General features: G+C 53.8%; 18 protein-coding genes, 4 tRNA genes, 3 rRNA genes and 1 riboswitch. Of the genes, 4 read left to right on the forward strand and 21 right to left on the reverse strand.

All coding sequences use genetic code 11. From position 1 onward, the window contains the following. Nucleotide 1 precedes the first annotated feature (1 nt). The 5 genes from ilvD to ilvL form a co-directional block, all read right to left on the reverse strand. On the reverse strand, nt 2-1,852 hold the full coding sequence (gene ilvD, locus C1N64_RS02235) for a dihydroxy-acid dehydratase (RefSeq protein WP_006121158.1): 1,851 nt from the start codon (nt 1,850-1,852) through the stop codon (nt 2-4). Nucleotides 1,853-1,912: 60 nt separating this feature from the next. Next, nucleotides 1,913-2,842, reverse strand: a complete 930-nt coding sequence (locus tag C1N64_RS02240) for a branched-chain amino acid transaminase (RefSeq protein WP_033738329.1) — start codon at nt 2,840-2,842, stop codon at nt 1,913-1,915. An 18-nt stretch (nt 2,843-2,860) separates the two neighbouring features. Next, on the reverse strand, nt 2,861-3,118 hold the full coding sequence (ilvM, locus tag C1N64_RS02245; RefSeq protein WP_006121160.1) for an acetolactate synthase 2 small subunit: 258 nt from the start codon (nt 3,116-3,118) through the stop codon (nt 2,861-2,863). Further along, nucleotides 3,115-4,761 (reverse strand): acetolactate synthase 2 catalytic subunit, encoded by a 1,647-nt coding sequence (gene ilvG / locus C1N64_RS02250; protein WP_006121161.1) that lies wholly within the window; start codon nt 4,759-4,761, stop codon nt 3,115-3,117. Before ilvG ends, ilvM begins: the two co-directional genes overlap by 4 nt. Nucleotides 4,762-4,910: 149 nt before the next feature. Continuing rightward, nucleotides 4,911-5,009, reverse strand: a complete 99-nt coding sequence (gene ilvL / locus C1N64_RS02255; protein WP_071785161.1) for an ilv operon leader peptide — start codon at nt 5,007-5,009, stop codon at nt 4,911-4,913. A gap of 330 nt (nt 5,010-5,339) precedes the next feature. Between ilvL and C1N64_RS02260 the strand changes: the two genes are divergently transcribed. Then, entirely contained in the window at nt 5,340-6,860 is a 1,521-nt protein-coding gene (locus C1N64_RS02260) for a YifB family Mg chelatase-like AAA ATPase (RefSeq protein ID WP_006121162.1), read from the forward strand. A 23-nt stretch (nt 6,861-6,883) separates the two neighbouring features. On the opposite strand, the gene C1N64_RS02265 is transcribed toward C1N64_RS02260, so the two are convergent. Then, on the reverse strand, nt 6,884-7,222 hold the full coding sequence (locus C1N64_RS02265) for a DUF413 domain-containing protein (protein WP_006121163.1): 339 nt from the start codon (nt 7,220-7,222) through the stop codon (nt 6,884-6,886). Nucleotides 7,223-7,343: 121 nt separating this feature from the next. Here C1N64_RS02265 and hdfR point away from each other — a divergent pair, with 121 nt between their 5' ends. After that, nucleotides 7,344-8,168: an HTH-type transcriptional regulator HdfR gene (gene hdfR / locus C1N64_RS02270; protein WP_006121164.1), complete on the forward strand. Its 825-nt coding sequence runs from the start codon at nt 7,344-7,346 to the stop codon at nt 8,166-8,168. A 110-nt stretch (nt 8,169-8,278) separates the two neighbouring features. Here the strand turns inward: hdfR and C1N64_RS02275 are convergent. From C1N64_RS02275 to btuB, 9 genes are all read right to left on the reverse strand, one after another. Next, a tRNA-Trp gene (locus C1N64_RS02275) sits at nt 8,279-8,354 on the reverse strand. An 8-nt stretch (nt 8,355-8,362) separates the two neighbouring features. Continuing rightward, nucleotides 8,363-8,439, reverse strand: a tRNA-Asp gene (locus C1N64_RS02280). 101 nt (nt 8,440-8,540) lie between these two features. Continuing rightward, a 5S ribosomal RNA gene (gene rrf, locus C1N64_RS02285) occupies nt 8,541-8,656 on the reverse strand. 103 nt (nt 8,657-8,759) lie between these two features. After that, nucleotides 8,760-11,665: ribosomal RNA gene (locus tag C1N64_RS02290) — 23S ribosomal RNA — on the reverse strand. A 203-nt stretch (nt 11,666-11,868) separates the two neighbouring features. Continuing rightward, nucleotides 11,869-11,944, reverse strand: a tRNA-Ala gene (locus C1N64_RS02295). 142 nt (nt 11,945-12,086) lie between these two features. Beyond that, a tRNA-Ile gene (locus C1N64_RS02300) sits at nt 12,087-12,163 on the reverse strand. A 73-nt stretch (nt 12,164-12,236) separates the two neighbouring features. Then, nucleotides 12,237-13,778: ribosomal RNA gene (locus C1N64_RS02305) — 16S ribosomal RNA — on the reverse strand. The 16S, 23S and 5S rRNA genes sit together here with 4 tRNA genes alongside, the layout of an rRNA operon. A gap of 396 nt (nt 13,779-14,174) precedes the next feature. After that, entirely contained in the window at nt 14,175-15,026 is an 852-nt protein-coding gene (gene murI, locus C1N64_RS02310; protein WP_205958973.1) for a glutamate racemase, read from the reverse strand. Next, complete coding sequence (gene btuB / locus C1N64_RS02315; protein ID WP_394515211.1) at nt 14,971-16,857, reverse strand: TonB-dependent vitamin B12 receptor BtuB; 1,887 nt, start codon at nt 16,855-16,857, stop codon at nt 14,971-14,973. Before btuB ends, murI begins: the two co-directional genes overlap by 56 nt. Before the next feature lie 65 nt (nt 16,858-16,922). Continuing rightward, nucleotides 16,923-17,106: riboswitch (cobalamin riboswitch) on the reverse strand. 121 nt (nt 17,107-17,227) lie between these two features. On the opposite strand from btuB, the gene trmA reads away from it, so the two are divergent. After that, nucleotides 17,228-18,331, forward strand: a complete 1,104-nt coding sequence (gene trmA, locus C1N64_RS02320) for a tRNA (uridine(54)-C5)-methyltransferase TrmA (protein ID WP_205950954.1) — start codon at nt 17,228-17,230, stop codon at nt 18,329-18,331. A 34-nt stretch (nt 18,332-18,365) separates the two neighbouring features. On the opposite strand, the gene C1N64_RS02325 is transcribed toward trmA, so the two are convergent. Both C1N64_RS02325 and fabR read right to left on the reverse strand, forming a co-directional pair. After that, nucleotides 18,366-18,719, reverse strand: a complete 354-nt coding sequence (locus C1N64_RS02325; protein ID WP_006121168.1) for a YijD family membrane protein — start codon at nt 18,717-18,719, stop codon at nt 18,366-18,368. 14 nt (nt 18,720-18,733) lie between these two features. Then, the gene (fabR, locus tag C1N64_RS02330) at nt 18,734-19,381 is read right to left on the reverse strand and encodes an HTH-type transcriptional repressor FabR (RefSeq protein ID WP_006121169.1); all 648 of its coding nucleotides are present in this window, start codon (nt 19,379-19,381) and stop codon (nt 18,734-18,736) included. Between the two features lie 193 nt (nt 19,382-19,574). On the opposite strand from fabR, the gene sthA reads away from it, so the two are divergent. After that, nucleotides 19,575-20,975 carry a Si-specific NAD(P)(+) transhydrogenase gene (sthA, locus tag C1N64_RS02335; RefSeq protein ID WP_033738119.1) on the forward strand — a complete coding sequence of 467 codons (1,401 nt, stop codon included), beginning with the start codon at nt 19,575-19,577 and terminating at the stop codon, nt 20,973-20,975. On the opposite strand, the gene oxyR is transcribed toward sthA, so the two are convergent. The 4 genes from oxyR to argB form a co-directional block, all read right to left on the reverse strand. Further along, the gene (gene oxyR, locus C1N64_RS02340; RefSeq protein ID WP_006121171.1) at nt 20,958-21,875 is read right to left on the reverse strand and encodes a DNA-binding transcriptional regulator OxyR; all 918 of its coding nucleotides are present in this window, start codon (nt 21,873-21,875) and stop codon (nt 20,958-20,960) included. The genes sthA and oxyR overlap by 18 nt on opposite strands. Nucleotides 21,876-22,226: 351 nt before the next feature. Next, nucleotides 22,227-23,600, reverse strand: a complete 1,374-nt coding sequence (gene argH / locus C1N64_RS02345; protein ID WP_054632888.1) for an argininosuccinate lyase — start codon at nt 23,598-23,600, stop codon at nt 22,227-22,229. Between the two features lie 88 nt (nt 23,601-23,688). Further along, complete coding sequence (locus C1N64_RS02350) at nt 23,689-24,906, reverse strand: argininosuccinate synthase (protein ID WP_033738115.1); 1,218 nt, start codon at nt 24,904-24,906, stop codon at nt 23,689-23,691. Nucleotides 24,907-24,930: 24 nt separating this feature from the next. Then, on the reverse strand, nt 24,931-25,707 hold the full coding sequence (argB, locus tag C1N64_RS02355; protein ID WP_394515212.1) for an acetylglutamate kinase: 777 nt from the start codon (nt 25,705-25,707) through the stop codon (nt 24,931-24,933). Nucleotide 25,708 lies beyond the last annotated feature (1 nt).

Below are 25,708 nucleotides of genomic sequence, written 5' to 3' on the forward strand. Positions count from 1 at the left end.
CTTAGCCTCCCAGCTTACTCTTATCGCGCACAGCACCTTTATCGGCGCTGGTCGCGAGCGATGCATAGGCGCGCAGGGCAAACGACACGTCGCGCTGACGGTTCATCGGCGTGTAAGCTGCGTCGCCACGGGCTTCCTGCTCTTCACGGCGGGCATGCAGTTCATTATCCGGTACGGCCAGTCTGATACCGCGGTTTGGGATATCGATATCGATGATATCGCCATCTTTCACCAGCGCGATGGTGCCGCCGTTAGCGGCTTCAGGTGAGGCGTGACCAATTGACAGGCCAGAGGTGCCGCCAGAGAAGCGACCGTCGGTGATCAGGGCACAACTTTTACCCAGCCCCATCGACTTCAGGTAAGTGGTGGGATACAACATTTCCTGCATGCCCGGCCCACCTTTTGGCCCTTCGTAGCGGATCACAACCACGTCACCCGCTACCACTTTGCCACCGAGGATAGCTTCCACAGCGTCATCCTGGCTTTCATAGACTTTAGCCGGGCCGCTGAACGTCAGAATCTCTTTATCGACGCCCGCGGTTTTTACGATACAGCCATCTTCGGCAATGTTGCCGTAGAGCACGGCCAGACCACCATCCTGGGAATAGGCATGTTCGCGCGTACGGATACAGCCTTCAGCGCGGTCATCATCCAGCGTGTCCCAACGGCAACTTTGCGAAAACGCCTGAGTCGTTCGAATACCGGCTGGACCCGCACGGAACATGTCCTTCACCGCCTGATCCTGAGTCAGCATGATGTCGTACTGATCGAGCGTTTCACGCAGGCTCTGCTGCAGAATGTTACGGGCGCTGGTGTCAATCAGCCCGGCACGATCCAGCTCGCCGAGAATACCGATGACGCCACCCGCACGGTGCACATCTTCCATGTGATATTTCGGCGTGCTCGGTGCCACTTTGCACAACTGAGGAACTTTGCGTGACAGGCGATCGATATCAGAGATGTTAAAGTCCACCTCACCTTCCTGCGCGGCGGCCAGCAAGTGCAGAACGGTATTTGTAGAGCCGCCCATGGCGATATCCAGCGTCATGGCATTTTCAAACGCGGCTTTGGTGGCGATGTTGCGCGGCAGCATATTCACATCATCCTGCTCGTAATAGCGTTTGGTCAGGCTGACGATGCGCTTACCGGCGTTAATGAACAGCGCTTTACGGTCGGCATGGGTGGCCAACAGTGAACCGTTACCCGGTTGTGACAGGCCGAGGGCTTCGGTCAGGCAATTCATTGAGTTTGCGGTGAACATGCCCGAACAGGAGCCGCAGGTTGGACAGGCGGAGCGTTCAATCTGCTCGCTGTCAGCATCGCTGACGTTCGGGTTAGCCCCCTGGATCATGGCATCCACCAGATCCAGCTTGATGATCTGATCGGACAGTTTGGTTTTACCGGCTTCCATTGGGCCGCCGGAAACAAAGATCACCGGAATATTCAGGCGCAGTGCGGCCATCAACATGCCGGGGGTGATTTTGTCGCAGTTTGAAATGCAGACCATGGCATCAGCACAGTGCGCGTTCACCATGTACTCGACAGAGTCGGCAATCAGCTCACGTGAAGGCAGAGAATACAGCATGCCGCCATGGCCCATGGCAATACCGTCGTCCACCGCGATCGTGTTGAACTCTTTGGCCACGCCACCTGCCGCTTCGATTTGCTCGGCAACCAGCTTACCCAGGTCACGCAGGTGTACGTGGCCCGGCACAAACTGGGTGAATGAGTTAACGACGGCGATAATCGGTTTGCCGAAATCATCGTCGGTCATTCCTGTTGCGCGCCAGAGGGCACGGGCACCAGCCATGTTGCGGCCGTGGGTGGTGGTAGCGGAACGGTACTTAGGCATGCTCTTTACTCCAGTCAAAATAAGATCGCGGACATCCAGCGACATCCGCGCAAGGTCTGGTTATGCGTTAACCGGGTCCAGCCAGCCCCATTTGTCTTCGGTCTCGCCGGTAAACAGGCCAAAGAATGCCTGCTGAATGCGTTTGGTGACGGGCCCACATTTGCCTTCGCCAACCTGAATGCGATCCACGCTGCGTACCGGGGTGATTTCTGCCGCCGTGCCGGACATAAAGACTTCGTCAGCCAGGTACAGAGATTCACGAGACAGTGCCTGTTCACGCACTTCGATGCCCATATTACGCGCCAGCGTGATGATGGCATCGCGGGTGATGCCCGGCAGTGCAGAGGAGGTAAACGGCGGGGTAAACAGCACGCCATCTTTCACTTCAAACAGATTTTCGCCTGCGCCTTCTGAAATCAGGCCATTGGTATCCAGCGCAATGCCTTCCTGATAGCCATGGCGGCGCGCCTCACTGCCTACCAGCAGGGAAGACAGATAGTTGCCGCCCGCTTTTGCTGCGGTTGGCAATGTGTTTGGCGCAACGCGGTTCCATGAAGACACCATGGCATCAATGCCGTTTTCCAGCGCTTCAGCGCCCAGGTAAGCGCCCCACGGGAACGCTGCAACAATCACATCCGTGGTGAAGCCATCCGGCGGGTTCACGCCCAGACCGACATCGCCCACGAAAGCCAGCGGACGGATGTAGGCGCTTTTCAGGTTGTTCACGCGAATCACTTCACGGCAGGCTTCCATCAGTTCATCAACGCTGTGCTTGATCGGGAAACGGTAAATTTTGGCGGAATCGTGCAGACGCTGCATGTGCTCGCGGTGACGGAAGACGACCGGGCCTTTGTGTGAGTCGTAGCAGCGCACGCCTTCAAATACCGAGGTGCCGTAATGCAGAGCGTGAGACATCACGCTGACTTTCGCCTCTTCCCACTTAACCATTTCGCCGTTGAACCAAATGAAATCTGCTTTCTTGGTGCTCATTATTATTTCCTTTCGCGACTACGCGCGGATTTGTTGTGATGTCTGTTGTTGAATCTGGACGCAGGCGACATCCATCAGTTTGCTTAACTGGGAAGACAGTAAATCGACAGAGCGCTGGCTGGCAACGGTCATTTCGATATTAATGTTTTCGGCGTTAGCCACAGTCGCCATGTTCATTGAACACACCTGAAAGCCACGATGGCGTACTACACGTAAAATGCGTTCCAATATTTCAGGTCGAAAGCGCGCTTCGATAGACAATTGATGCTGGTTCATACGGTTTTCTCCATCATGTTGGCGTTGCTGGCACCGGGCGGTACCAATGGCCAGACGTTTTCATGCTCATCAATTGACACGTGCAGGAAATAAGGACCTTCACTGTTCAGCAGAGCATCGATTGCGGCGTCGACCTGATCTTTACGGGTGATTCGCTGGCCCGGGATATCAAATGCGCTGGCCAGCGTGAGGAAGTCGGGGTTATCGGTCAGGATGGTTTCACTGTAGCGACCGTCAAAAAACAGCTGCTGCCACTGGCGAACCATGCCCAGACGCTGGTTATCCAGCAGCAGAATTTTCACAGGCAGTTTGCCACGCTTAATGGTGCCCAGTTCCTGAATATTCATCATGATCGAGCCGTCGCCCGAGACACAGATGACGGTATCGTGAGGGCGCGCAACCTGTGCGCCGATTGCCGCAGGCAGGCCAAAGCCCATGGTGCCTAAGCCACTGGAGGTGATAAAATCTTCAGGCGCGTCACAGGCTATATGCTGGGCCGCCCACATCTGATGCTGACCTACGTCGGTGGTAACAACAGTGTTTGCCGGTTTGCGATCGGACAATTGTTTCAGTAATAACGGCGCATAGATGGCTTCACCGGGATGATCGTAGCGCCACGCATGCTGTGCTTTCAGCGCCATGACTTCGTCGCGCCACGCCTGAATCTGTAAAGGCTGGCTCAGGGCCGGCAGGACATGGTTGAGATCGCCTTGCAGCGACACATGTGCACGGCGCAGCTTATTCAGTTCTGCAGGGTCCACATCCAGATGGATCACGCTGGCCAGCGGGGCGAAGGTGTCCAGTTTACCGGTGACGCGGTCGTCAAAACGGGCACCCACCGCGATTAACAGGTCGCAGGACTGGACGGCCAGATTAGCGGCCTTAGTGCCGTGCATGCCCAGCATGCCCAGATAACATTCGCTGTCGGCATCCACACTTCCCAGGCCCTTCAGCGTGGCAACAGCGGGAATGCCGGTTTCCTGCATCAACGCGCGCAGTGCCGGTACCGCTTGCGCCATGCCGACGCCACCGCCGACATACAGCATAGGTTTTTTGGCCTGCGCCATCATTGCCCGCGCGTCAATAATTGCCTGATGCGGCATCGACATCGCTTCTTCCACCGGCATCAACTGCGGTGAAGGTTCCCCTTTTGCCAGCTGAATATCCTTTGGGATATCGACTAATACCGGCCCGGGGCGACCCGACTGCGCAATGGCGAACGCCTCGGCCATCACGGAAGGCAAATCATCCAGCGATTCAACCATGAAGCTGTGTTTGGTGCAGGCTAACGACAGACCGAGAACATCGATTTCCTGAAAGGCATCCGTACCGATGAAGGCAGAAGCGACCTGACCGGTCAACGCGACAACCGGCACGGAGTCCATCATGGCATCAGCCAGGCCGGTGATCAGATTTGTTGCACCGGGGCCCGAAGTGGCAATGCAGACACCGGTTTTACCGGTTGAACGGGCATAGCCGATTGCGGCCATCACCGCGCCCTGCTCGTGACGGCACAACAGGTGTTCGACGCCGCCGTCGTATAGCGCATCGTACACTGGCATGATGGCGCCGCCAGGGTAACCAAATACGGTATCAACGCCTTGTGCGCGTAAAGCCTGAACTACCCATTGTGCACCTGTCATCGTTATTCTCCTGTCGCCTGAGGGGAACAACAGAATTTTATGCTACTGTTCATTGTTTGTTCCTTGCAGATTTACTGAATTTTGCCAGGTCAAAAAAAAACCCCCGGACCTTTCGGTGCGGGGGGTTTTTTAGAGTTCTGGCTTGATTTTTAAGCCTTTCTTGCTCCAAGCGTTGCCCCGCACAGTGGGTTAATAATCACCACCACGCTAATCACGACAAGGCTAATCACTAGTAGAAGGGCTTTCATAACGTATTCGATTCTTTAACTCGTTCGAAGTAATGCCTACAGAGTTATCATAGTTAGTAGGCTAATTACAATATTTTTTATCAGGTTTTTTATTGCGGCCCATTGCGTTCTTTCGTTATCAATTTGTAATTAAAAGATTATTTTATTGAGCCCCGACTTTGACAAAAAAACCATGCCGATGCGGTTATACCGCGTTCAAAGTCCGGTTCCACAAAAAAAGCGTGCGGATGTATAGTGCGCAAAAAAATCACGGCGCAGCTTACATTTTGTCCTTTTGGCCCTCGCCGTCATTGAAGCGCCAGGGCAGACTTGCCGCATTTGGGAGCGGCCATGTCTTTGTCAAAAGTTCTGACACGTGCAGCCATCGGGGTTGATGCGCCGCTGGTGACTATTGAAGTCCATATCAGCAACGGATTGCCTGCCCTGACGTTGGTGGGCTTACCGGAAACTACCGTCAAGGAGGCACGCGAACGTGTCCGTAGCGCCATCATTAACAGCGGCTTTGACTTCCCTGCCCGGCGAATCACCATCAATCTGGGCCCGGCCGATCTGCCTAAGGAAGGCGGGCGCTACGATTTGCCCATGGCTGTCGCCATTCTGGTCGCGTCTGAACAGCTCCCTGCAGAGAAGCTGGGCGGATATGAGTTTCTGGGCGAGCTGGCGCTAAACGGCGCTCTGTGTGGTGTACAGGCCGCCATTCCGGCTGCCCTTGCGGCGATTAAAGCTGGCAGGCAGTTGATTCTCTCAGCAGAAAACCAGACTGATGTGGGTTTAATCCGTAAAGGCTCAACGCTGGTAGCCGCCCATTTGATCGACGTTTGTGCTTTCTTACACAACAGGGGTGAACTCACGATTGCCACCGCCCACGCCGATAACACCGACGAAATCACAGACGATCTTCGCGATATTGTCGGGCAGGAACAAGGACGCCGTGCCCTGGAGATCACGGCGGCCGGTGGACATAACCTGATGCTGATCGGACCGCCAGGCACAGGCAAAACCATGCTTGCCACTCGTTTACCGGGCATCATGCCGCCATTAAGCGATCAGGAGGCCTTAGAATGCGCAGCGATAGCCAGCCTGAGTAATGCGGGCCCTGTGCATCATTCATGGCGTAAAAGGCCGTTCAGGGCCCCTCATCATAGTGCTTCACTGTATGCGCTCATTGGCGGTGGCGCATTGCCCCGTCCCGGCGAGATCTCGCTGGCCCATAATGGAGTGCTTTTTTTAGATGAATTGCCTGAATTCCAGCGCAGCGTTCTGGATGCGTTGCGCGAACCCATTGAGTCCGGTGAAGTCGCGATTTCGCGAGCCAGGGCTAAGGTGGTTTACCCTGCACGTTTTCAGTTAGTCGCTGCGATGAATCCCAGTCCGACAGGACACTATCAGGGACAGCATAACCGCACCTCGCCGCAGCAGATTTTACGCTATCTCAGCAAACTTTCCGGCCCCTTTCTTGATCGCTTTGATCTGTCGCTGGAGGTGCCATTGCTACCGCCGGGACTGTTAGGCCAGCAACAGCAGACGGGAGAAAGTTCTGTGGCGGTACGCGAGCGCGTGCTTGTTGCCCGGCAAAGACAGATAGCGCGTTCAGGAAAAATCAACGCTCATTTAGCTAATGCGGAGGTATTACGGTGGTGTGCGCTTTGTTCTGCGGATGCGAAGTGGCTGGAGTCTGTTTTAAATCAGTTGGGCTTATCAGTACGGGCTTGGCAGCGGATCCTGAAAGTGGCGCGCACGGTGGCCGATTTGGCCGGTGAAGAGACGATCAGCCGTTATCATTTGCAGGAAGCCGTCAGTTACCGAAGCATTGACCGCCTCATGACCTATCTTCATAACAACCTGCAGTAAAAAGGGGCTTTCGCCCCTTTTCATTAATCGTCGCTTTCTGTGTAGTCTTCAACGGTATCCATTTGTGGCTTACCGCCTGACAGCGTGTGAAAACGCTTAGGACGCTTGATACGGGTCATGTATTTGGACCAGACACGTTCTGCTTCCGTCTGCGGCTCACGGACACCACGACATACCTCGATGAACAAACGCTCTTCTTCTGTCGCTGGTTCACGTTTGGCAAGATCCAGCTCATTAAACGCGACGCCGTGGCGTTCAAGTAGCTGTGCTTCTTTAATCGTAAAGTCCCCATGACGCGAAAATCCGCGTGGGTAATGTTTGTTATCAAAGAAACGATTTTCCGTTGAGAAGCTTTCCGCCATGTTACACGCTCCTGTTTCTCTTATGGCCGTGCTATTTATGGCGCGGAGTATTAGATACGCTTGACAGAGTGTAAAACAAAACATTTAAATCTATACGACAAACAAATTTTGGGAGAAGGCTGTGGATACGGAATTACTGAAAACTTTCCTGGAAGTGAGCAGAACTCGCCATTTCGGGCGTGCTGCAGAAGCACTTTACTTAACGCAGTCTGCTGTCAGTTTTCGCATCCGCCAGTTAGAAAACCAACTGGGAGTGAATCTTTTTACCCGACACCGCAACAACATCCGTTTGACCTCGGCAGGTGAGCGTCTTTTGCCTTACGCGGAAAGTCTGATGAACACCTGGCTTATGGCGAAGAAAGAAGTGTCTCACACGCAGCAGCATCATGAGCTGTCCATTGGTGCCAGCGCCTCACTTTGGGAAGCCTATCTGACGCCATGGCTTCAGACACTCTACGAAAACAGGGAAAGTCTGCACCTGGAAGCGCGCGTGGCGCAGCGTCATTTGTTAGTTAAACAGTTGCATGAACGCCAACTGGATTTATTGATTACGACGGAAGCACCAAAGATGGATGAATTGACCAGCCAGCAGATAGGTCATATCTCGCTGGCACTGTTTCGTTCCCGGCAGACCGAAAAGCGTGAGAAATATGACTATATTAAGCTGGAATGGGGCGCGGACTTTCATCAGCACCAAAGTTATCTTTCCGGCGGGGACGATGTTCCGGTATTAACAACGACATCAGCACAGGTGACGCGTGAATTGTTGCACACGACAGGAGCCTGCGCGTTTCTGCCCGAGTTCTGGCAAAGCTTGTACAGCGACCTGATAGTGATGCCCGATACGTCTGTGGCGGTGCGGCCTTTGTATGCGGTATGGCTGCAAAACAGTGATCAGCAGACGTATATCCGTCAGTTGCTGAAGTTTCCAGTCGTGCCGAATTAAAGAGAGGGAAGAAAGCGAGGATTAAGCCAGTCTTTGCTGGCTGGTTTTCTGTTTTGCTTTTCTTAAGGCAAAAAAAAATCCTTCGCATACGCAAAGGATTTTTCTTTTTCTGGCAGGGGCGGAGGGACTCGAACCCCCAACACCCGGTTTTGGAGACCGGTGCTCTACCAATTGAACTACGCCCCTAAAAAGGGTGGCGGAACGGACGGGGCTCGAACCCGCGACCCCCTGCGTGACAGGCAGGTATTCTAACCAACTGAACTACCGCTCCACCGATTCTGTACTGATCGCAGAAAAACGTTCTGCTGTCAGGTGTTTCGCCCTTCCGCGTCACCGGTAAGGTCATGACCAGCGTGCTGGTCTTAATTTAATGCCTGGCAGTTCCCTACTCTCGCATGGGGAGACCCCACACTACCATCGGCGCTACGGCGTTTCACTTCTGAGTTCGGCATGGGGTCAGGTGGGACCACCGCGCTACAGCCGCCAGGCAGATTCTGTCTGCCGCACCGCCCTCTCGGGCCGCACGGCGTTATCCGGTAAACAAGGCTGAAAATTCTTCTGTCTCTCAACCCAAAACGCCTCTGGCGTTGTAAGGTTAAGCCTCACGGGTCATTAGTACCGGTAAGCTCAACGCATCGCTGCGCTTACACACCCGGCCTATCAACGTCGTCGTCTTCAACGTCCCTTCAGGAGACTTAAAGTCTCAGGGAGAACTCATCTCGGGGCAAGTTTCGTGCTTAGATGCTTTCAGCACTTATCTTTTCCGCACTTAGCTACCGGGCAGTGCCACTGGCGTGACAACCCGGACACCAGCGGTGCGTTCACTCCGGTCCTCTCGTACTAGGAGCAACCCCCCTCAATTCTCCAGCGCCCACGGCAGATAGGGACCGAACTGTCTCACGACGTTCTAAACCCAGCTCGCGTACCACTTTAAACGGCGAACAGCCGTACCCTTGGGACCTACTTCAGCCCCAGGATGTGATGAGCCGACATCGAGGTGCCAAACACCGCCGTCGATATGAACTCTTGGGCGGTATCAGCCTGTTATCCCCGGAGTACCTTTTATCCGTTGAGCGATGGCCCTTCCATTCAGAACCACCGGATCACTATGACCTGCTTTCGCACCTGCTCGAGCCGTCACTCTCGCAGTCAAGCTGGCTTATGCCATTGCACTAACCTCCTGATGTCCGACCAGGATTAGCCAACCTTCGTGCTCCTCCGTTACGCTTTGGGAGGAGACCGCCCCAGTCAAACTACCCACCAGACACTGTCCGCAGCCCGGATCACGGGCCCACGTTAGAACACCAAACATTAAAGGGTGGTATTTCAAGGACGGCTCCACGCAGACTGGCGTCCACGCTTCAAAGCCTCCCACCTATCCTACACATCAAGGCTCAGTGTTCAGTGTCAAGCTGTAGTAAAGGTTCACGGGGTCTTTCCGTCTTGCCGCGGGTACACTGCATCTTCACAGCGATTTCAATTTCACTGAGTCTCGGGTGGAGACAGCCTGGCCATCATTACGCCATTCGTGCAGGTCGGAACTTACCCGACAAGGAATTTCGCTACCTTAGGACCGTTATAGTTACGGCCGCCGTTTACCGGGGCTTCGATCAAGAGCTTCTCCTTACGGATAACCCCATCAATTAACCTTCCGGCACCGGGCAGGCGTCACACCGTATACGTCCACTTTCGTGTTTGCACAGTGCTGTGTTTTTAATAAACAGTTGCAGCCAGCTGGTATCTTCGACTGGCCTCGGCTCCGGGAGCAAGTCCCCTCACCTACGCGCCAGCGTGCCTTCTCCCGAAGTTACGGCACCATTTTGCCTAGTTCCTTCACCCGAGTTCTCTCAAGCGCCTGGGTATTCTCTACCTGACCACCTGTGTCGGTTTGGGGTACGATTTCGTGTTACCTGATGCTTAGAGGCTTTTCCTGGAAGCAGGGCATTTATCACTTCAGCACCGTAGTGCCTCGTCGTCACGCCTCAGTGTAAAGTGCACCGGATTTGCCTGGCGCACACACCTACACGCTTAAACCGGGACAACCGTCGCCCGGCCGATATAGCCTTCTCCGTCCCCCCTTCGCAGTAACACCAAGTACAGGAATATTAACCTGTTTCCCATCGACTACGCCTTTCGGCCTCGCCTTAGGGGTCGACTCACCCTGCTCCGATTAACGTTGAACAGGAACCCTTGGTCTTCCGGCGACAAGGTTTTTCACCTTGTTTATCGTTACTTATGTCAGCATTCGCACTTCTGATACCTCCAGCATGCCTCACAGCACACCTTCAGCGGCTTACAGAACGCTCCCCTACCCAGCAACGCTTGCGCGTCGCTGCCGCAGCTTCGGTGCATGGTTTAGCCCCGTTACATCTTCCGCGCAGGCCGACTCGACCAGTGAGCTATTACGCTTTCTTTAAATGATGGCTGCTTCTAAGCCAACATCCTGGCTGTCTGTGCCTTCCCACATCGTTTCCCACTTAACCATGACTTTGGGACCTTAGCTGGCGGTCTGGGTTGTTTCCCTCTTCACGACGGACGTTAGCACCCGCCGTGTGTCTCCCGTGATAACATTCTCCGGTATTCGCAGTTTGCATCGGGTTGGTAAGCCGGGATGGCCCCCTAGCCGAAACAGTGCTCTACCCCCGGAGATGAGTTCACGAGGCGCTACCTAAATAGCTTTCGGGGAGAACCAGCTATCTCCCGGTTTGATTGGCCTTTCACCCCCAGCCACAGGTCATCCGCTAATTTTTCAACATTAGTCGGTTCGGTCCTCCAGTTAGTGTTACCCAACCTTCAACCTGCCCATGGCTAGATCACCGGGTTTCGGGTCTATACCCTGCAACTTAACGCCCAGTTAAGACTCGGTTTCCCTGCGGCTCCCCTATACGGTTAACCTTGCTACAGAATATAAGTCGCTGACCCATTATACAAAAGGTACGCAGTCACACCACGAAGGTGCTCCCACTGCTTGTACGTACACGGTTTCAGGTTCTGTTTCACTCCCCTCGCCGGGGTTCTTTTCGCCTTTCCCTCACGGTACTGGTTCACTATCGGTCAGTCAGGAGTATTTAGCCTTGGAGGATGGTCCCCCCATATTCAGACAGGATACTACGTGTCCCGCCTTACTCATCGAACTCACAGCCTGTGCACCTTTGTGTACGGGAGTATCACCCTGTACCCTGCGACTTTCCAGACGCTTCCACTGATGCACAAGCTGATGCAGGTTCTGGGCTCCTCCCCGTTCGCTCGCCGCTACTGGGGGAATCTCGGTTGATTTCTTTTCCTCGGGGTACTTAGATGTTTCAGTTCCCCCGGTTCGCCTCATGCCGCTATGTATTCACTGCATGATAGTGTGACGAATCACACTGGGTTTCCCCATTCGGGTATCGCCGGTTGTAGCGGTTCATATCACCTTACCGGCGCTTATCGCAGATTAGCACGCCCTTCATCGCCTCTGACTGCCAGGGCATCCACCGTGTACGCTTGGTCGCTTAACCTCACAACCCACAGGCGTTTTGCGCTTGCGTGTCGTGAGCTTTTGAGAGACCCGAACGCATCGTGCTGTGTTCCTTATTACGGAGGAACACGACGTGCGTCGTTTCAAATTTTCAGCTTGTTCCGGATTGTTAAAGAGCATAATACTTCGCAGCACACCGTTACCGGTACGCTCTGAAGTATTGTCAGAAAAAAACAGCAAGTATGGTGGAGCTAAGCGGGATCGAACCGCTGACCTCCTGCGTGCAAGGCAGGCGCTCTCCCAGCTGAGCTATAGCCCCATACAGTTACTGCAGAGACCACTACCACCACTCAACTGCGTGCACTTCATGAGAAATGCACTTCGTGCTCAGGCAAGGCGTGTGTCCGCGAAGCATAGTGAACTATGCGAGCCGGAGACATAACGCAGCATGAGTGCGAAGTTGGTAGGCCTGAGTGGACTTGAACCACCGACCTCACCCTTATCAGGGGTGCGCTCTAACCACCTGAGCTACAAGCCTGTAGAGGTTTTTTCTGCTCGTGACTTTCTATCAGACAATCTGTGTGAGCACTTCGCACGAAGGTATCTTCAGGTAAGGAGGTGATCCAACCGCAGGTTCCCCTACGGTTACCTTGTTACGACTTCACCCCAGTCATGAATCACAAAGTGGTAAGCGCCCTCCCGGAGGTTAAGCTACCTACTTCTTTTGCAACCCACTCCCATGGTGTGACGGGCGGTGTGTACAAGGCCCGGGAACGTATTCACCGTGGCATTCTGATCCACGATTACTAGCGATTCCGACTTCACGGAGTCGAGTTGCAGACTCCGATCCGGACTACGACGCACTTTATGAGGTCCGCTTGCTCTCGCGAGGTCGCTTCTCTTTGTATGCGCCATTGTAGCACGTGTGTAGCCCTACTCGTAAGGGCCATGATGACTTGACGTCATCCCCACCTTCCTCCGGTTTATCACCGGCAGTCTCCTTTGAGTTCCCGACCGAATCGCTGGCAACAAAGGATAAGGGTTGCGCTCGTTGCGGGACTTAACCCAACATTTCACAACACGAGCTGACGACAGCCATGCAGCACCTGTCTCAGCGTTCCCGAAGGCACCAAGGCATCTCTGCCAAGTTCGCTGGATGTCAAGAGTAGGTAAGGTTCTTCGCGTTGCATCGAATTAAACCACATGCTCCACCGCTTGTGCGGGCCCCCGTCAATTCATTTGAGTTTTAACCTTGCGGCCGTACTCCCCAGGCGGTCGACTTAACGCGTTAGCTCCGGAAGCCACTCCTCAAGGGAACAACCTCCAAGTCGACATCGTTTACGGCGTGGACTACCAGGGTATCTAATCCTGTTTGCTCCCCACGCTTTCGCACCTGAGCGTCAGTCTTCGTCCAGGGGGCCGCCTTCGCCACCGGTATTCCTCCAGATCTCTACGCATTTCACCGCTACACCTGGAATTCTACCCCCCTCTACGAGACTCAAGCCTGCCAGTTTCAAATGCAGTTCCCAGGTTAAGCCCGGGGATTTCACATCTGACTTAACAGACCGCCTGCGTGCGCTTTACGCCCAGTAATTCCGATTAACGCTTGCACCCTCCGTATTACCGCGGCTGCTGGCACGGAGTTAGCCGGTGCTTCTTCTGCGGGTAACGTCAATTGCTGAGGTTATTAACCTCAACACCTTCCTCCCCGCTGAAAGTACTTTACAACCCGAAGGCCTTCTTCATACACGCGGCATGGCTGCATCAGGCTTGCGCCCATTGTGCAATATTCCCCACTGCTGCCTCCCGTAGGAGTCTGGACCGTGTCTCAGTTCCAGTGTGGCTGGTCATCCTCTCAGACCAGCTAGGGATCGTCGCCTAGGTGGGCCGTTACCCCGCCTACAAGCTAATCCCATCTGGGCACATCCGATGGTGTGAGGCCCGAAGGTCCCCCACTTTGGTCTTGCGACGTTATGCGGTATTAGCTACCGTTTCCAGTAGTTATCCCCCTCCATCGGGCAGTTTCCCAGACATTACTCACCCGTCCGCCACTCGTCACCCGAGGAGCAAGCTCCTCTGTGCTACCGTCCGACTTGCATGTGTTAGGCCTGCCGCCAGCGTTCAATCTGAGCCATGATCAAACTCTTCAATTTAAAGTTTGATTTGCTGCAACCAGTGCAGCGATGCTCAAGGAAAACGTCGTAATGAATTTCAATACGTGTTCACTCTTAAGACTTGATATTTTTTTGCGTCCGGAGACGCGGATATCAATCCTGCGAGTGCCCACACAGATTGTCTGATAAATTGTTAAAGAGCAGTGCCACACTTCTCTGTGGCGCGGGCTGCATATATTACGCTTTCCGCTTTATGAGTCAAGCACTTATTTTTGCTAAACTCATCGGTTCGAATGATTCTGAACCTTACTCAACCCGGCGCTTCGTATTCCGTTGTGCCGTGTCAGTGGAGGCGCATTATAGGGAGTTCTTCGAAGCTGACAAGGGCTAATTTCAATTAATTTTCCGAGTGCTGTTTTTTTCAGCGAAAACCCGCTAAAGCGCCAGTTTTTCAAGCAACGGGAAGCCATAACGCTGTAAAACCGGCGATAATTGCGCCGCCTCTTCATCCAGCTCAGTGCAAAACGCCATGTTTTGATCCGGCGAGCGGACTTCGGGTGCTTCATTGTCCAGTAGCCAGGCAGTACGTCTGGCTATTGCGGCACCGGAGTCAATCAAACGCGTACCTTCAGGCAGGACATGCTGAAGCTCATCGCGAAGTAAAGGAAAGTGCGTGCAGCCTAATACGACAGTATCCGGTGGCTCCGTCATACGTAACCAGGGTTGCACAATGCGCCTGACGTCATCCAGTGAAACCTTATCGCCATGAAGCTTGGCTTCGGCTAACTCCACCAGCTCGGCTGAGCCCAGCATTTCAATCTTGCAGGTTTTAGCAAACTGCGACACCAGATCATGCGTGTACGAACGCCGGACCGTTGCGCGCGTCGCCAGCAGCCCGACCACACCGTTACGTGTAAGGCGTGCAGCCGGTTTGATTGCCGGTACAACGCCGACAACCGGAAAGGCAAATCGCTCACGTAATGCAGGCAAAGTGACGGTGCTGGCGGTATTACAGGCAATAATGACGAGAGAAATGGGATGACGGCGAGTAATGGCATCAACCATCGCAACAACGCGCTCGACAATAAAGGTCTCGGTTTTCTCACCATAAGGAAAACCGGCATTATCGAACGCATAAAGATAATGCAGGTCCGGCAGGAGTTGCCGAACCTCATCATAGACAGAAAGCCCGCCTACGCCGGAATCAAACACCAGCACAGTCGGGCGCAGGTCAGAAGCTGTAGCTTCCGTTAAGGTAATACTCTCTTCCTGGAGTCTGGTAGCCATACGCTGTCTCGTAATCTTTATCGAACAGGTTGGCAATTCTACCACGAACGGTCAGATGTGATGTGACAGGATACGATACGGCGAGATCAACGGTGCTGTAGGCCGGCAAACGGCGCTGCTCACTCGTGTACTGGCTCGTGTTATTGTCATAACGCTTGCCAAAATACTGGTAAATAACATCTATATCAGCTTCATAAACCGTTACACCCAACTGATATTTCATCTGTTGACGAGACCGGCGAGCCAGGACTTCATCATCCGAATCGCGTCGGGCCTCAAGATAGCCTAAGGTGATTTGATGATGCAGGAAGGACGTATCAAAGTCCGCGGTGGCTTCAATACCTTTCATTGTCACCGCTTTCTGATTGAAATAGCCGCCCTGGAGTGTCACCGGATCGGACGCATAGTCAATCAGGTTCGTGACATGATTACGGTAGGCCGCCAGCCGCCAGTTAACGGGGCCACTTAACCCTTCGAGCGCAGCTTCCCATTGTTTTGATTTCTCAGGCTGCAAATCGGGATTGGCGCTAATGCCAAAATGCTTTTGGCCATAAAGCTGCCCCAGCGTCGGTGCCTGGAAACCGGTGCCATAGGAGAGCGATGCCTTATAACCCGGCACAAACTCCCATCCAGCCGCCGTTTGCCAGGTACCATGACGGCCATAATCCTGGTTATCGTCTCCCCGGACAGCCCCTTCAAGCGTAACAATGCCCAATTGCTGCTGCGTCGTCAGATATGCCCCGGTATTATCCTGCTTATAGCGGTCCGTTTCTCTGGGCTGGCCAGAAAAGAGTTGGCCTACTGAGCTCAACGCTTGCCGCTGCCAGTCAATCCCGGTACTCACCGTGCCATAACCGACTGCGAAGGCGTTCCCCCATTGAAGATTGCGCTGATCCATATCATCCAGCGTATTGGAGTCTGCGTAACGTCCCTCAGCGCCAACATAATTATATATTTTGTACTTTTGGTAGCTGGCGACCAGTTGAGAAGAATAATCACCTTTAGTTAAGCGCAGGCCGGTATCAAAGGCGTGGTTATAAATCTGCTGCTCATCCGATCCGCCCGGAAAGCCAGCATCGTAGTCAGTATTCGCCGCATAACCATAACCACGAAAGAAACCGGAAAACATGTCATTGAACTTATGCTCAACCCCTGCCCAGAACGCTTTGTTGCGCCAGCCATCACGATCGCGATCGGCTGGAGACATCGAATCAGGCTGGATGTTATAGCCATTGGTTGCCTGATAAGAACCGGCGACGGTAAGGCGGGTTTGGTCGGTCACATTCTGGTTTATGCCACCGCTGTATTCCTGATATCCCTTTGACCCCATGCCTGCAGAAAGCACATTGTGATTTTGTGGATTTTGAGTAATCACGTTTACCACTCCGCCAATGGCATCAGCGCCATAGACGGAGGAGCGCGGCCCGCGAATGAATTCAACGCGTTGTATAAGGGAGATCGGAATCAGATTGAAGTCCGCTGCACCGGTGATGCCCGGTCTGGCAAAGGGCACGCCATCCACAAGAATCAATGTCTGGCGCGCTTCAGCGCCTCGCACAAACATTGACGCACTTTGCCCAATCCCACCATTCTGCGCAATATCCACGCCGGGCAGGCGACGAAGCACGTCTACCAGATTTTTTGCCTGCCACAGGTCAATCTCATCCCGTGTCACCACCGAGGTTGAAGCCAGCACCGACGAAACCGGCTGTTGAAAACGATTAGCCGTCACGATGAGCGCATCATCACTTCTCTGTGCAAAGCCATTTTGCGCCCAGAGGAAAATCGCCGTTGCACTGAAGGCAAACAGCGGGGTTGTTGTTTTACTCATTTTTATCGCATCCAAAAGAAAAAGGATGCCGCAGGCATACAGTCGATAGCACGCGATGACTGTACGCGTGGCGACGTCACACCGGCAGGTCTTCGGGCTGGGAATCATAGCAGGTGATGACTTCCCATCCCGCAGGACAGTGTCTGCAATCGCAATCACCCTGACATTCCTTACCGCTGCGCGTCAGCTCCAGATTCACACTGGATTCCCTGTTAACTCAAGGTTGAGGCCGGTGCCCGCAGTCTACGAAGCGCGCACGGGCAAGTCCAGATCTGCACACCCCGACGCTCTGCTCGCGCGCGCAGGACTGGACATCAGCAGGTGAATCCCTACAATCGCCCGGCAAGCAGGCTATTAACCAGGATTAAACATGACACCCGAACATCTCCCTGTTGAACAGTATGACGCGCAGCTGGCGGAAAAAGTCAGTCGGTTAGAAACGATGATGACGCCTTTCGCTGCCCCCGCCGTGGAGGTGTTCCGTTCACCGATCAGCCACTATCGCATGCGTGCAGAATTCCGCATCTGGCATGATGGCGACGACATTTATCACATCATTTTCGATCAGGAGACGAAACAGCGCATTCGCGTTGACCAGTTCCCGGCGGCCAGTGCCCTAATTAACCAGATGATGCCGAAAATGATGGCGGTCATTCGCGATAATCGCATCCTGCGCCATAAGCTGTTCCAGATTGATTATCTGTCGACGCTAAGTAACCAAATCGTCATCTCCCTGCTCTATCACCGCAAGCTGGATGAGGAATGGCAGCAGGCCGCCACAACGTTACGCGATCAGTTGCGGGCGGAAGGCGTCGATGTGCAGCTGATTGGTCGCGCCACTAAGACCAAAATTTGCCTTGATCGGGATTACGTGGAAGAGCGTTTGCCGGTCGCCGGTAAAGAGATGATTTATCGACAGGTGGAGAACAGCTTCACGCAACCCAACGCGGCGATGAACATTCATATGCTGGAATGGGCGCTGGATGTGACAACGGGTTCCCGTGGCGATTTACTGGAACTCTACTGTGGTAATGGCAACTTCTCGCTGGCGCTGGCCAGAAATTTCCGCCGCGTGCTGGCCACGGAAATTGCCAAGCCATCCGTCGCGTCGGCCCAGTACAATATTGCCGTCAACCAGATTGATAATGTCCAGATTATTCGCATGGCGGCCGAAGAGTTTACCCAGGCAATGAACGGCGTGCGCAGCTTTAACCGGCTGGAGGGGATCGACCTGAAGAGTTATGACTGCGAGACGATCTTTGTGGATCCGCCGCGCAGTGGGCTGGATGAGGAAACCGTCAGGATGGTGCAGGCTTATCGCACGATCCTGTATATTTCCTGCAACCCGCAAACCCTGTGTGACAATCTGCTGGAGCTGGCGCAAACCCATGATGTCACGCGACTGGCCCTGTTTGACCAGTTCCCGTATACCCATCATATGGAATGCGGTGTGCTACTGACACGCAAAGCGTAAAAAAACGGGAACCCAGGGGTTCCCGTTTTTGTGATTACCGGTTGCGATTGCGCTTGTAACGCAGGGCAATCCAGAACACCAGCCCGACCATAAGAATCGTGGGGATAAAGTTAGATCCGATATCCGGATATTCGGCACGCACTAATGCGCTGTACACCAGGATTCCCAGCAGGAAGAAGGCCGCAGCCAGCCCCGGAACCCCATCGGGCATACTTTTATTCAGGTAGCGTTGATGCAGGCACCATGCCGCCAGCCCCAACGCAATCAACGGGAAAATAGAAAAAGGAACGAAAGCACTAAACAGCACAGAGAACGAGCCGTTCATAGCAAGGCCGGTAATAAAAGCCAGTAACATCGTGCCTTTATCACGGGAGCTTGGGTGGGTCATGGCAGGGTCCTTATTCATAGCTCTTCAGGTTTATCCAGGGTTACCGCCAGGCGTTCTTGTTCCCGGCGATACCAGTAATACGCGCCCTTCGCGATCATACGTAACTGCAATACCAGACGATCTTCCAGCTTACGACGCTGCGCTATATCAATATCCAGCGCCTCGGCACCGGCACTGAAGACAATAGTCACCATCGCTTCAGCCTGCGCTTCGGTGAAGCTGCGCGGCATGCGGTTTTCGACCTCAAGATAATCAGCCAGTTCAGCAATAAAATGTTGGATTTCACGCGCAACCGCCGCACGGAAAGCCGCAGACGTCCCCGAACGTTCGCGTAACAGCAGCCGAAACGCATTGGGGTTATTTTCGATGAACTCCATAAAGGTGGCGATAGAGGTTTTAATGATGCTGCCGCCTTTCGCAATACGTTGACGTGCCTGTCGCATCAACTGCCGCAGCATCAGCCCGCTTTCATCCACCATGGTTAAACCCAGCTCATCGACATCTTTAAAGTGCCGATAAAAAGAGGTTGGCGCGATGCCCGCCTCGCGGGCAACCTCACGTAAACTCAGACTGGCAAAACTGCGTTCGGCGCTGAGCTGACTGAAGGCAGCTTCAATCAGTGTACGTCGTGTACGTTCTTTTTGTTGCGCTCTGACGCCCATTCTCTCTGCCTTGTGAGGTTCTGAAACAGCACTATAACAAAATATTCAGCGTACAGTCCGGCAAACTTTGTGACGACGTGTTAAACCTCACTGAAAGCCAAAACGTGATGAAAATCGCTGTTAGAATTCAGAAGTGCGCGGCGAGATGTTAGAATCTCGTTGTAAAAATGTATAAATAATAGGACGTACCGGTATGCAAAAGTCTTACGATTACGATGTCATTGTGATTGGATCAGGACCAGGCGGTGAAGGTGCGGCGATGGGGCTGGTGAAGCAAGGCGCCCGAATCGCGGTTATCGAACGCTATCACAACATAGGCGGCGGCTGTACACACTGGGGTACGATCCCCTCGAAAGCCCTTCGTCATGCTGTGAGCCGCATCATCGAGTTCAACCAGAATCCCCTCTACAGTGACCATACCCGCCTTCTCCGCTCATCGTTTGCCGATATTCTCAATCACACGGAAAGCGTGATCAGCCAACAAACCGCAATGCGTCAGGGTTTTTACGAGCGCAATCGCTGTGAGCTGTTTCAGGGCGATGCGCATTTCGTGGATGCCAACACGGTTGAAGTGGAACATCATGATGGCACGCGCGAACAGCTGACCGCCGGGAAATTTATTATTGCCTGTGGTTCGCGCCCTTATCATCCGCATGATGTCGACTTTACCCATCCACGTATTTACGATTCCGATTCTATTCTCAACCTGCATCATGAACCCGGCCACGTCATCATTTATGGCGCGGGCGTGATTGGCTGTGAATATGCTTCCATTTTCCGTGGGCTCAATGTCAAGGTTGATCTGATCAACACCCGTGACCGCCTGCTGGCGTTCCTTGATCAGGAGATGTCTGACTCGCTGTCTTATCACTTCTGGAACAGCGGCGTGGTGATTCGTCACAACGAAGAGTTTGAGAAGATTGAAGGCGTGGATGACGGCGTTATCATGCACCTGAAATCCGGCAAGAAAGTCAAAGCGGACTGCCTGCTGTATGCGAACGGCCGTACAGGTAACACCGATTCACTGTCGCTGGAAAATGTCGGTCTGGAAGCGGATGGCCGTGGGCTGTTGAAAGTGAACAGCATGTATCAGACAGCGCAGCCGCACATTTATGCAGTGGGCGACGTCATTGGTTACCCCAGCCTGGCCTCCGCTGCTTACGATCAGGGCCGTATTGCCGCACAGGCCATCATTAAAGGCGAAGCCTCAGCGCACCTGATCGAAGACATTCCGACCGGGATTTATACCATTCCGGAAATCAGCTCTGTAGGCAAAACCGAACAGCAGCTCACGGCGATGAAAGTGCCTTACGAAGTAGGACGTGCGCAGTTTAAACATCTGGCGCGTGCGCAGATTGTGGGGATGAACGTCGGTAGTCTGAAGATCCTGTTCCACCGTGAAACCAAAGAGATTCTGGGCATTCACTGCTTTGGGGAACGTGCTGCGGAGATTATCCATATCGGTCAGGCGATCATGGAGCAAAAAAATGGTGGCAACACAATTGAGTACTTTGTGAATACCACCTTTAACTACCCGACCATGGCAGAAGCGTATCGCGTCGCCGCGCTAAACGGTTTAAACCGCCTGTTTTAGCGTGGTATCGAAATAGCCTTGCATATGTGTGCGGATTGCCTCTGCCAGTTGTTCATAACGGCTGCGCAGAGGTGAGCCGGGACGGTAAACCAGCGCAATCGTACGCTGTGGTACCGGCTTATAACAGGGCAGATAACAAACCCCATCACGCACACGCTGAGGCGGGACAGCCAGAGCAGGCAGTAACGTAATACCGCTTCCTGCCGCGACCATATTGCGCAACGTTTCCAGGCTTGTCGCACGGAAATGGGTATCTTCGTCTGCACCCGCTTCAAAACAAAAACCCATGGCCTGATCGCGCAGGCAGTGGCCGTCTTCCAGCATCAGCAGTTTTTCACCAGCCAGATCGGACATTGGCACACGATCGCGTTCGCGCCACGGATGATCCTCATAAACCGCCAGCTTCATCGGTTCATCGAACAGCGGGACTTCAATAAAGGCTTCGCTTTCTTTGACCAGCGCCAGAATCGCGCAGTCCAGTTTGCCGCTGTCGAGCTGAGCCAGCAATTGCTGGGTCTGTGCTTCATGCAGGTACATTTCCAGCTTTGGAAAAGTCTGATGCAGCATAGGAATAATTTGCGGCAGTAAATACGGACCGGTGGTGGGAATCAGCCCAATATGCAGTGGTCCTGACATCGCTTCGCCCTGCTGACTGGCCATCTCTTTCAGCACTTTGACTTCACGAAGGACAGTACGCGCCTGGTCGACCAGCAGCAAACCGGCCTGCGTAAACAGTACTTTGCGGCTGGTACGTTCCAGCAGCATGACACCTAACTCATCTTCTAATTTGCGAATCTGCCCGCTTAAGGTCGGCTGACTGACATGACAGGCATCCGCCGCACGTCGGAAGTGACGATGTTCAGCAAGCGAAACCAGATATTCAAGATCACGGATATTCATTATTACCCTCCATTCCACGATAGCTCGTGGCGATAGATAGAATAGCAACCAACGATTGGCCCTATCAAGAGCGGATGGGAATAATGCCCACATCAAATTCAGACTCATCGCCCCCAGGGAAATGTTTTCTGAATCATAAAGACAGCGTTATCCGCTGTTTTTAGCTGACGCAAATCTTCTGGCAACGCTGATAAAACAAAAAACTGAACAGGCGAAGGCCAGATGACAAGCGTAACGAATCTGAACATCGGTCGGGAGCACCGATGGTCTGATGATGTGCCTAAAATAAAAGTAGTTTCTGAAGCTAGAGGTTGGCGGGCATGGTATGCCCGCTCTTTTTTTATCTGCGACTCAGGCTAAGCGCGCTTTGGCATCCGCAATGGCACGGGCAACCTGAGACGGTGAAACGCCTCCCTGCGCATTGCGCTTATCCAGGCAGGATGACAGGGCCAGCACCGGATAGACATCGTCTTCGATAACAGCACTGAACTGCTTAAGCTGAGATAACGACAAGGCTTCCAGTGCCACACCTTGCGCGATCGCTGCAACGACCGTTTCTCCCACGATATGGTGCGCTTCACGGAAGGGAACGCCTTTTGCCACGAGATAATCGGCCAGTTCAGTTGAGTTTGCGTAACCCTGTTCGGCCGCTTCCTGGCAGCGAGGACGTTTTACCTGCAAACCTTCCAGCACCAGCACGGACATATGCAGGCAGTCCAGCCAGGTATCCAGCGCATCAAACAGCCCTTCTTTGTCTTCCTGCATGTCTTTGTTATAGGCAAGCGGCAGGCCTTTTAGCGTCATCATCATGCCGGTTAACGCGCCCTGAACCCGCCCGCATTTTCCACGGATCAGCTCCAGTGCATCCGGATTTTTCTTCTGTGGCATCAGGGACGAACCTGAGGTGACTTTATCCGAGAGTTCGATAAAGCCGGCTTCGCCGGTATTGAAGAAAATCATGTCTTCCGCAAAACGTGAAAGGTGCACCATGCCGATTGACGCATCGGAAAGCAGCTCCAGCACATGATCACGGTCGGATACGGTATCCAGGCTGTTACGCGTTGCAGACGCGAAGCCTAACCAGCCTGCCAGTTGCTCACGGTCAATAGCGTAAGCCGTTCCGGCCAGTGCACCACAACCTAACGGGCTGACATCAAGACGCTTTAACGTATCCTGCAAACGGCTTTCATCGCGCGCCAGCATTTCAACGTAAGCGAGGCACCAGTGTGCAAACGTCACCGGCTGTGCACGCTGTAAATGTGTATAGCCCGGCATCACCGCGTCCTGATTGGCTTCGGCAGTCGCCACCAGCGCCTGCTGCAGCTCACGTGTGGCATCCAGCAGTGCGGCAACCTGCTCTTTACACCAGAGTTTCAGGTCGGTCGCCACCTGATCATTGCGGCTACGGCCGGTGTGCAGTTTTTTGCCCAGCGCACCGACTTTCTCAATCAACTGGCCTTCAACCCAGCTGTGAATATCTTCGGCATCGCTTTGCAGGATTTGCTCAGGATTGGCACGAACCTCCTCCAGCAGTGCGTTCAGTGCGGCTTCAAGCTGCTGCTGCTCATCACTGCTCAGGACATTTACCGTCACCAGCGCTTTGGACCAGGCCACTGAGCCAATGATGTCCTGCTCTGCCAGGCGGTAATCAAAACGCAGCGAGTCGTTGAACTGTTTGAAACGTTGATCTGCTGCCTGGGTAAAGCGTCCACCCCAAAGTGCCATGTGAATCTCCTTCAAGTCGTTAAACCAGGGGCGGCCTGAAAGCCGCCCCTGATGTCATACTGAGAGGCGAGGCGATCCCCGCCTGCGATTACTTTTTCTGCTCGTTCAACGCACGGATACGTGAAGAGAGTGAGAACAGACGAATAAAGCCGCCTGCATGACGATGATCGTAAACTTCGTCTTCGCCGAAGGTCGCGAACTCTTCGGAATACAGGCTGTTAGCTGAACGCTTCTGCGTCGCCGTGGCCTGACCTTTGTAGAGTTGCAGAACCACTTCGCCGTTAACCTCTTCCGCCAGCGACTCTGCCGCCGCCTGGATAGACTTACGCAGCGGTGCAAACCAGCGACCATCGTAAACCACATAAGACATTTCATGGCCCAACTGCTCACGCCATTTGAAGCTGTCGCGATCCAGAACCAGTTGCTCTACCGCACGCAGCGCGTTAACCATAATGGTGCCGCCAGGGGTTTCGTAACAGCCGCGAGATTTAATGCCTACCAGACGGTTTTCAACGATATCGATACGGCCCACGCCATGTTTTGCACCCAGCACATTCAGTTTTTCCAGACACTGGAACGGGCTCAGTCTTTCACCGTTCACCGCCACCACGCGGCCTTTTTCAACGGTTACTGTCACGTCTTCTGGCTGATCGGGCGCTTCCAGCGGATCGACAGTCCAGACCCAGCAATCTTTGTTAGGTGCGTTAGACGGGCTTTCCAGCACGCCGCCTTCGGTAGAAATGTGCCAGGCGTTTTCATCACGGCTGTAGATTTTTTCCAGCGACGCGGTGGTAGGGATGTTGCGCGCTTTCAGATAATCCAGCAGCGCTTCACGCGAACGCAGATCCCACTCGCGCCATGGCGCCACCACTTTCAGCTGCGGCGCCAGTGCGGTGTAAGTGGTTTCGAAACGCACCTGGTCATTACCTTTACCCGTGGCACCGTGGCACAGCGCATCAGCACCCACTTTCAGCGCCAGCTCAACCTGGGCTTTCGCGATGATAGGACGCGCCATTGAGGTACCCAGCAGATACGTCCCTTCATACAGGGCCCCGGTCTGCAGCACCGGATAAACGTAGTCACTGATAAACTCTTCACGCAGATCGACAACGTGACATTCTGATGCACCTGACTGCAGCGCTTTCTTCTCAACGCCTTCCAGATCGCTACGTTCCTGACCGATATCCGCCACGAACGCGACCACTTCACAGCCGCCATAGTTTTCTTTCAGCCAGGGAATAATGGCCGAAGTATCCAGACCACCGGAGTAAGCCAGTACGATTTTTTTGATGTTTTGCGTTTGCATTTCGTAATCCTTGAATCTGAGTCGTTAAGCGAGAATCCGGGTGCCAATGGACACGCCGTTAAAAAGGGTAGGTAACTGCTCGGCATGACGCCAGCTGGCAATATCGACCGGACGGTCCAGCGTGCGTGCCGCATCCAGCGCAGCGTTCACTTTGACAATCATGCCATCGGTGATGATGCCCTGAGCGATCAGCTGTTCTGCTTTATCTGCCGTCATTTCTTCGATGCGCTGACCTTTGCCATCAAGAATGCCGCTGACGTCCGATAACAAGACTAAGTCAGCACCCAGCGTTGAGGCCAGCGCTGTGGCAGCCTGATCGGCATTGACGTTCATAAGCTCACCGCTGTCGGTGATGCCGATTGAACTGACAACGGGCATGTAACCTGCACCCAGCAGCGTGTTAATTAATGCAGGATTGCCCGGCGTTGCGTTGCCCACATGGCCCAGCGCTTCATCTAACTGGGTGACATTGACCAGGCCCGCATCGCCCAGGCACAGACCGACGGCCTGAATGCCGTATTTTTTCGCCCAGGCCAACAGCGTTTTATTGGCGGTACCAGCCAGTGCGCCGGTGATGATGTCAATCTGATCGGCAGGCGTAACACGCAAACCGTTCTTCTTTTGCACCGGCAGCGCCAGTTTTTTCATCAGTTCATCGACCAGGCAACCGCCACCGTGAACGATAATCAGGGGGCGCTGATGAGCAGAACGGTAGGCCAGCAACGCGTCAAATAAACGGGCCAGTGCTTCTTCGCTGTCTAACAGCACACCGCCCAGCTTGATAATTAATGGATTAGTCATG

The sequence above is a fragment of the Pantoea sp. SGAir0215 genome (assembly GCF_043543215.1).

What these genes read in the sequence shown, in the direction of transcription:
- ilvD (WP_006121158.1), bottom strand. Translation starts at nt 1,852, where the DNA reads ATGCCTAAGTACCGTTCCGCTACCACCACCCACGGCCGCAACATGGCT.
- C1N64_RS02240 (WP_033738329.1), bottom strand. Translation starts at nt 2,842, where the DNA reads ATGAGCACCAAGAAAGCAGATTTCATTTGGTTCAACGGCGAAATGGTT.
- ilvM (WP_006121160.1), bottom strand. Translation starts at nt 3,118, where the DNA reads ATGAACCAGCATCAATTGTCTATCGAAGCGCGCTTTCGACCTGAAATA.
- ilvG (WP_006121161.1), bottom strand. Translation starts at nt 4,761, where the DNA reads ATGACAGGTGCACAATGGGTAGTTCAGGCTTTACGCGCACAAGGCGTT.
- ilvL (WP_071785161.1), bottom strand. Translation starts at nt 5,009, where the DNA reads ATGAAAGCCCTTCTACTAGTGATTAGCCTTGTCGTGATTAGCGTGGTG.
- C1N64_RS02260 (WP_006121162.1), top strand. Translation starts at nt 5,340, where the DNA reads ATGTCTTTGTCAAAAGTTCTGACACGTGCAGCCATCGGGGTTGATGCG.
- C1N64_RS02265 (WP_006121163.1), bottom strand. Translation starts at nt 7,222, where the DNA reads ATGGCGGAAAGCTTCTCAACGGAAAATCGTTTCTTTGATAACAAACAT.
- murI (WP_205958973.1), bottom strand. Translation starts at nt 15,026, where the DNA reads ATGGCTACCAGACTCCAGGAAGAGAGTATTACCTTAACGGAAGCTACA.
- btuB (WP_394515211.1), bottom strand. Translation starts at nt 16,857, where the DNA reads ATGAGTAAAACAACAACCCCGCTGTTTGCCTTCAGTGCAACGGCGATT.
- trmA (WP_205950954.1), top strand. Translation starts at nt 17,228, where the DNA reads ATGACACCCGAACATCTCCCTGTTGAACAGTATGACGCGCAGCTGGCG.
- C1N64_RS02325 (WP_006121168.1), bottom strand. Translation starts at nt 18,719, where the DNA reads ATGACCCACCCAAGCTCCCGTGATAAAGGCACGATGTTACTGGCTTTT.
- fabR (WP_006121169.1), bottom strand. Translation starts at nt 19,381, where the DNA reads ATGGGCGTCAGAGCGCAACAAAAAGAACGTACACGACGTACACTGATT.
- sthA (WP_033738119.1), top strand. Translation starts at nt 19,575, where the DNA reads ATGCAAAAGTCTTACGATTACGATGTCATTGTGATTGGATCAGGACCA.
- oxyR (WP_006121171.1), bottom strand. Translation starts at nt 21,875, where the DNA reads ATGAATATCCGTGATCTTGAATATCTGGTTTCGCTTGCTGAACATCGT.
- argH (WP_054632888.1), bottom strand. Translation starts at nt 23,600, where the DNA reads ATGGCACTTTGGGGTGGACGCTTTACCCAGGCAGCAGATCAACGTTTC.
- C1N64_RS02350 (WP_033738115.1), bottom strand. Translation starts at nt 24,906, where the DNA reads ATGCAAACGCAAAACATCAAAAAAATCGTACTGGCTTACTCCGGTGGT.
- argB (WP_394515212.1), bottom strand. Translation starts at nt 25,707, where the DNA reads ATGACTAATCCATTAATTATCAAGCTGGGCGGTGTGCTGTTAGACAGC.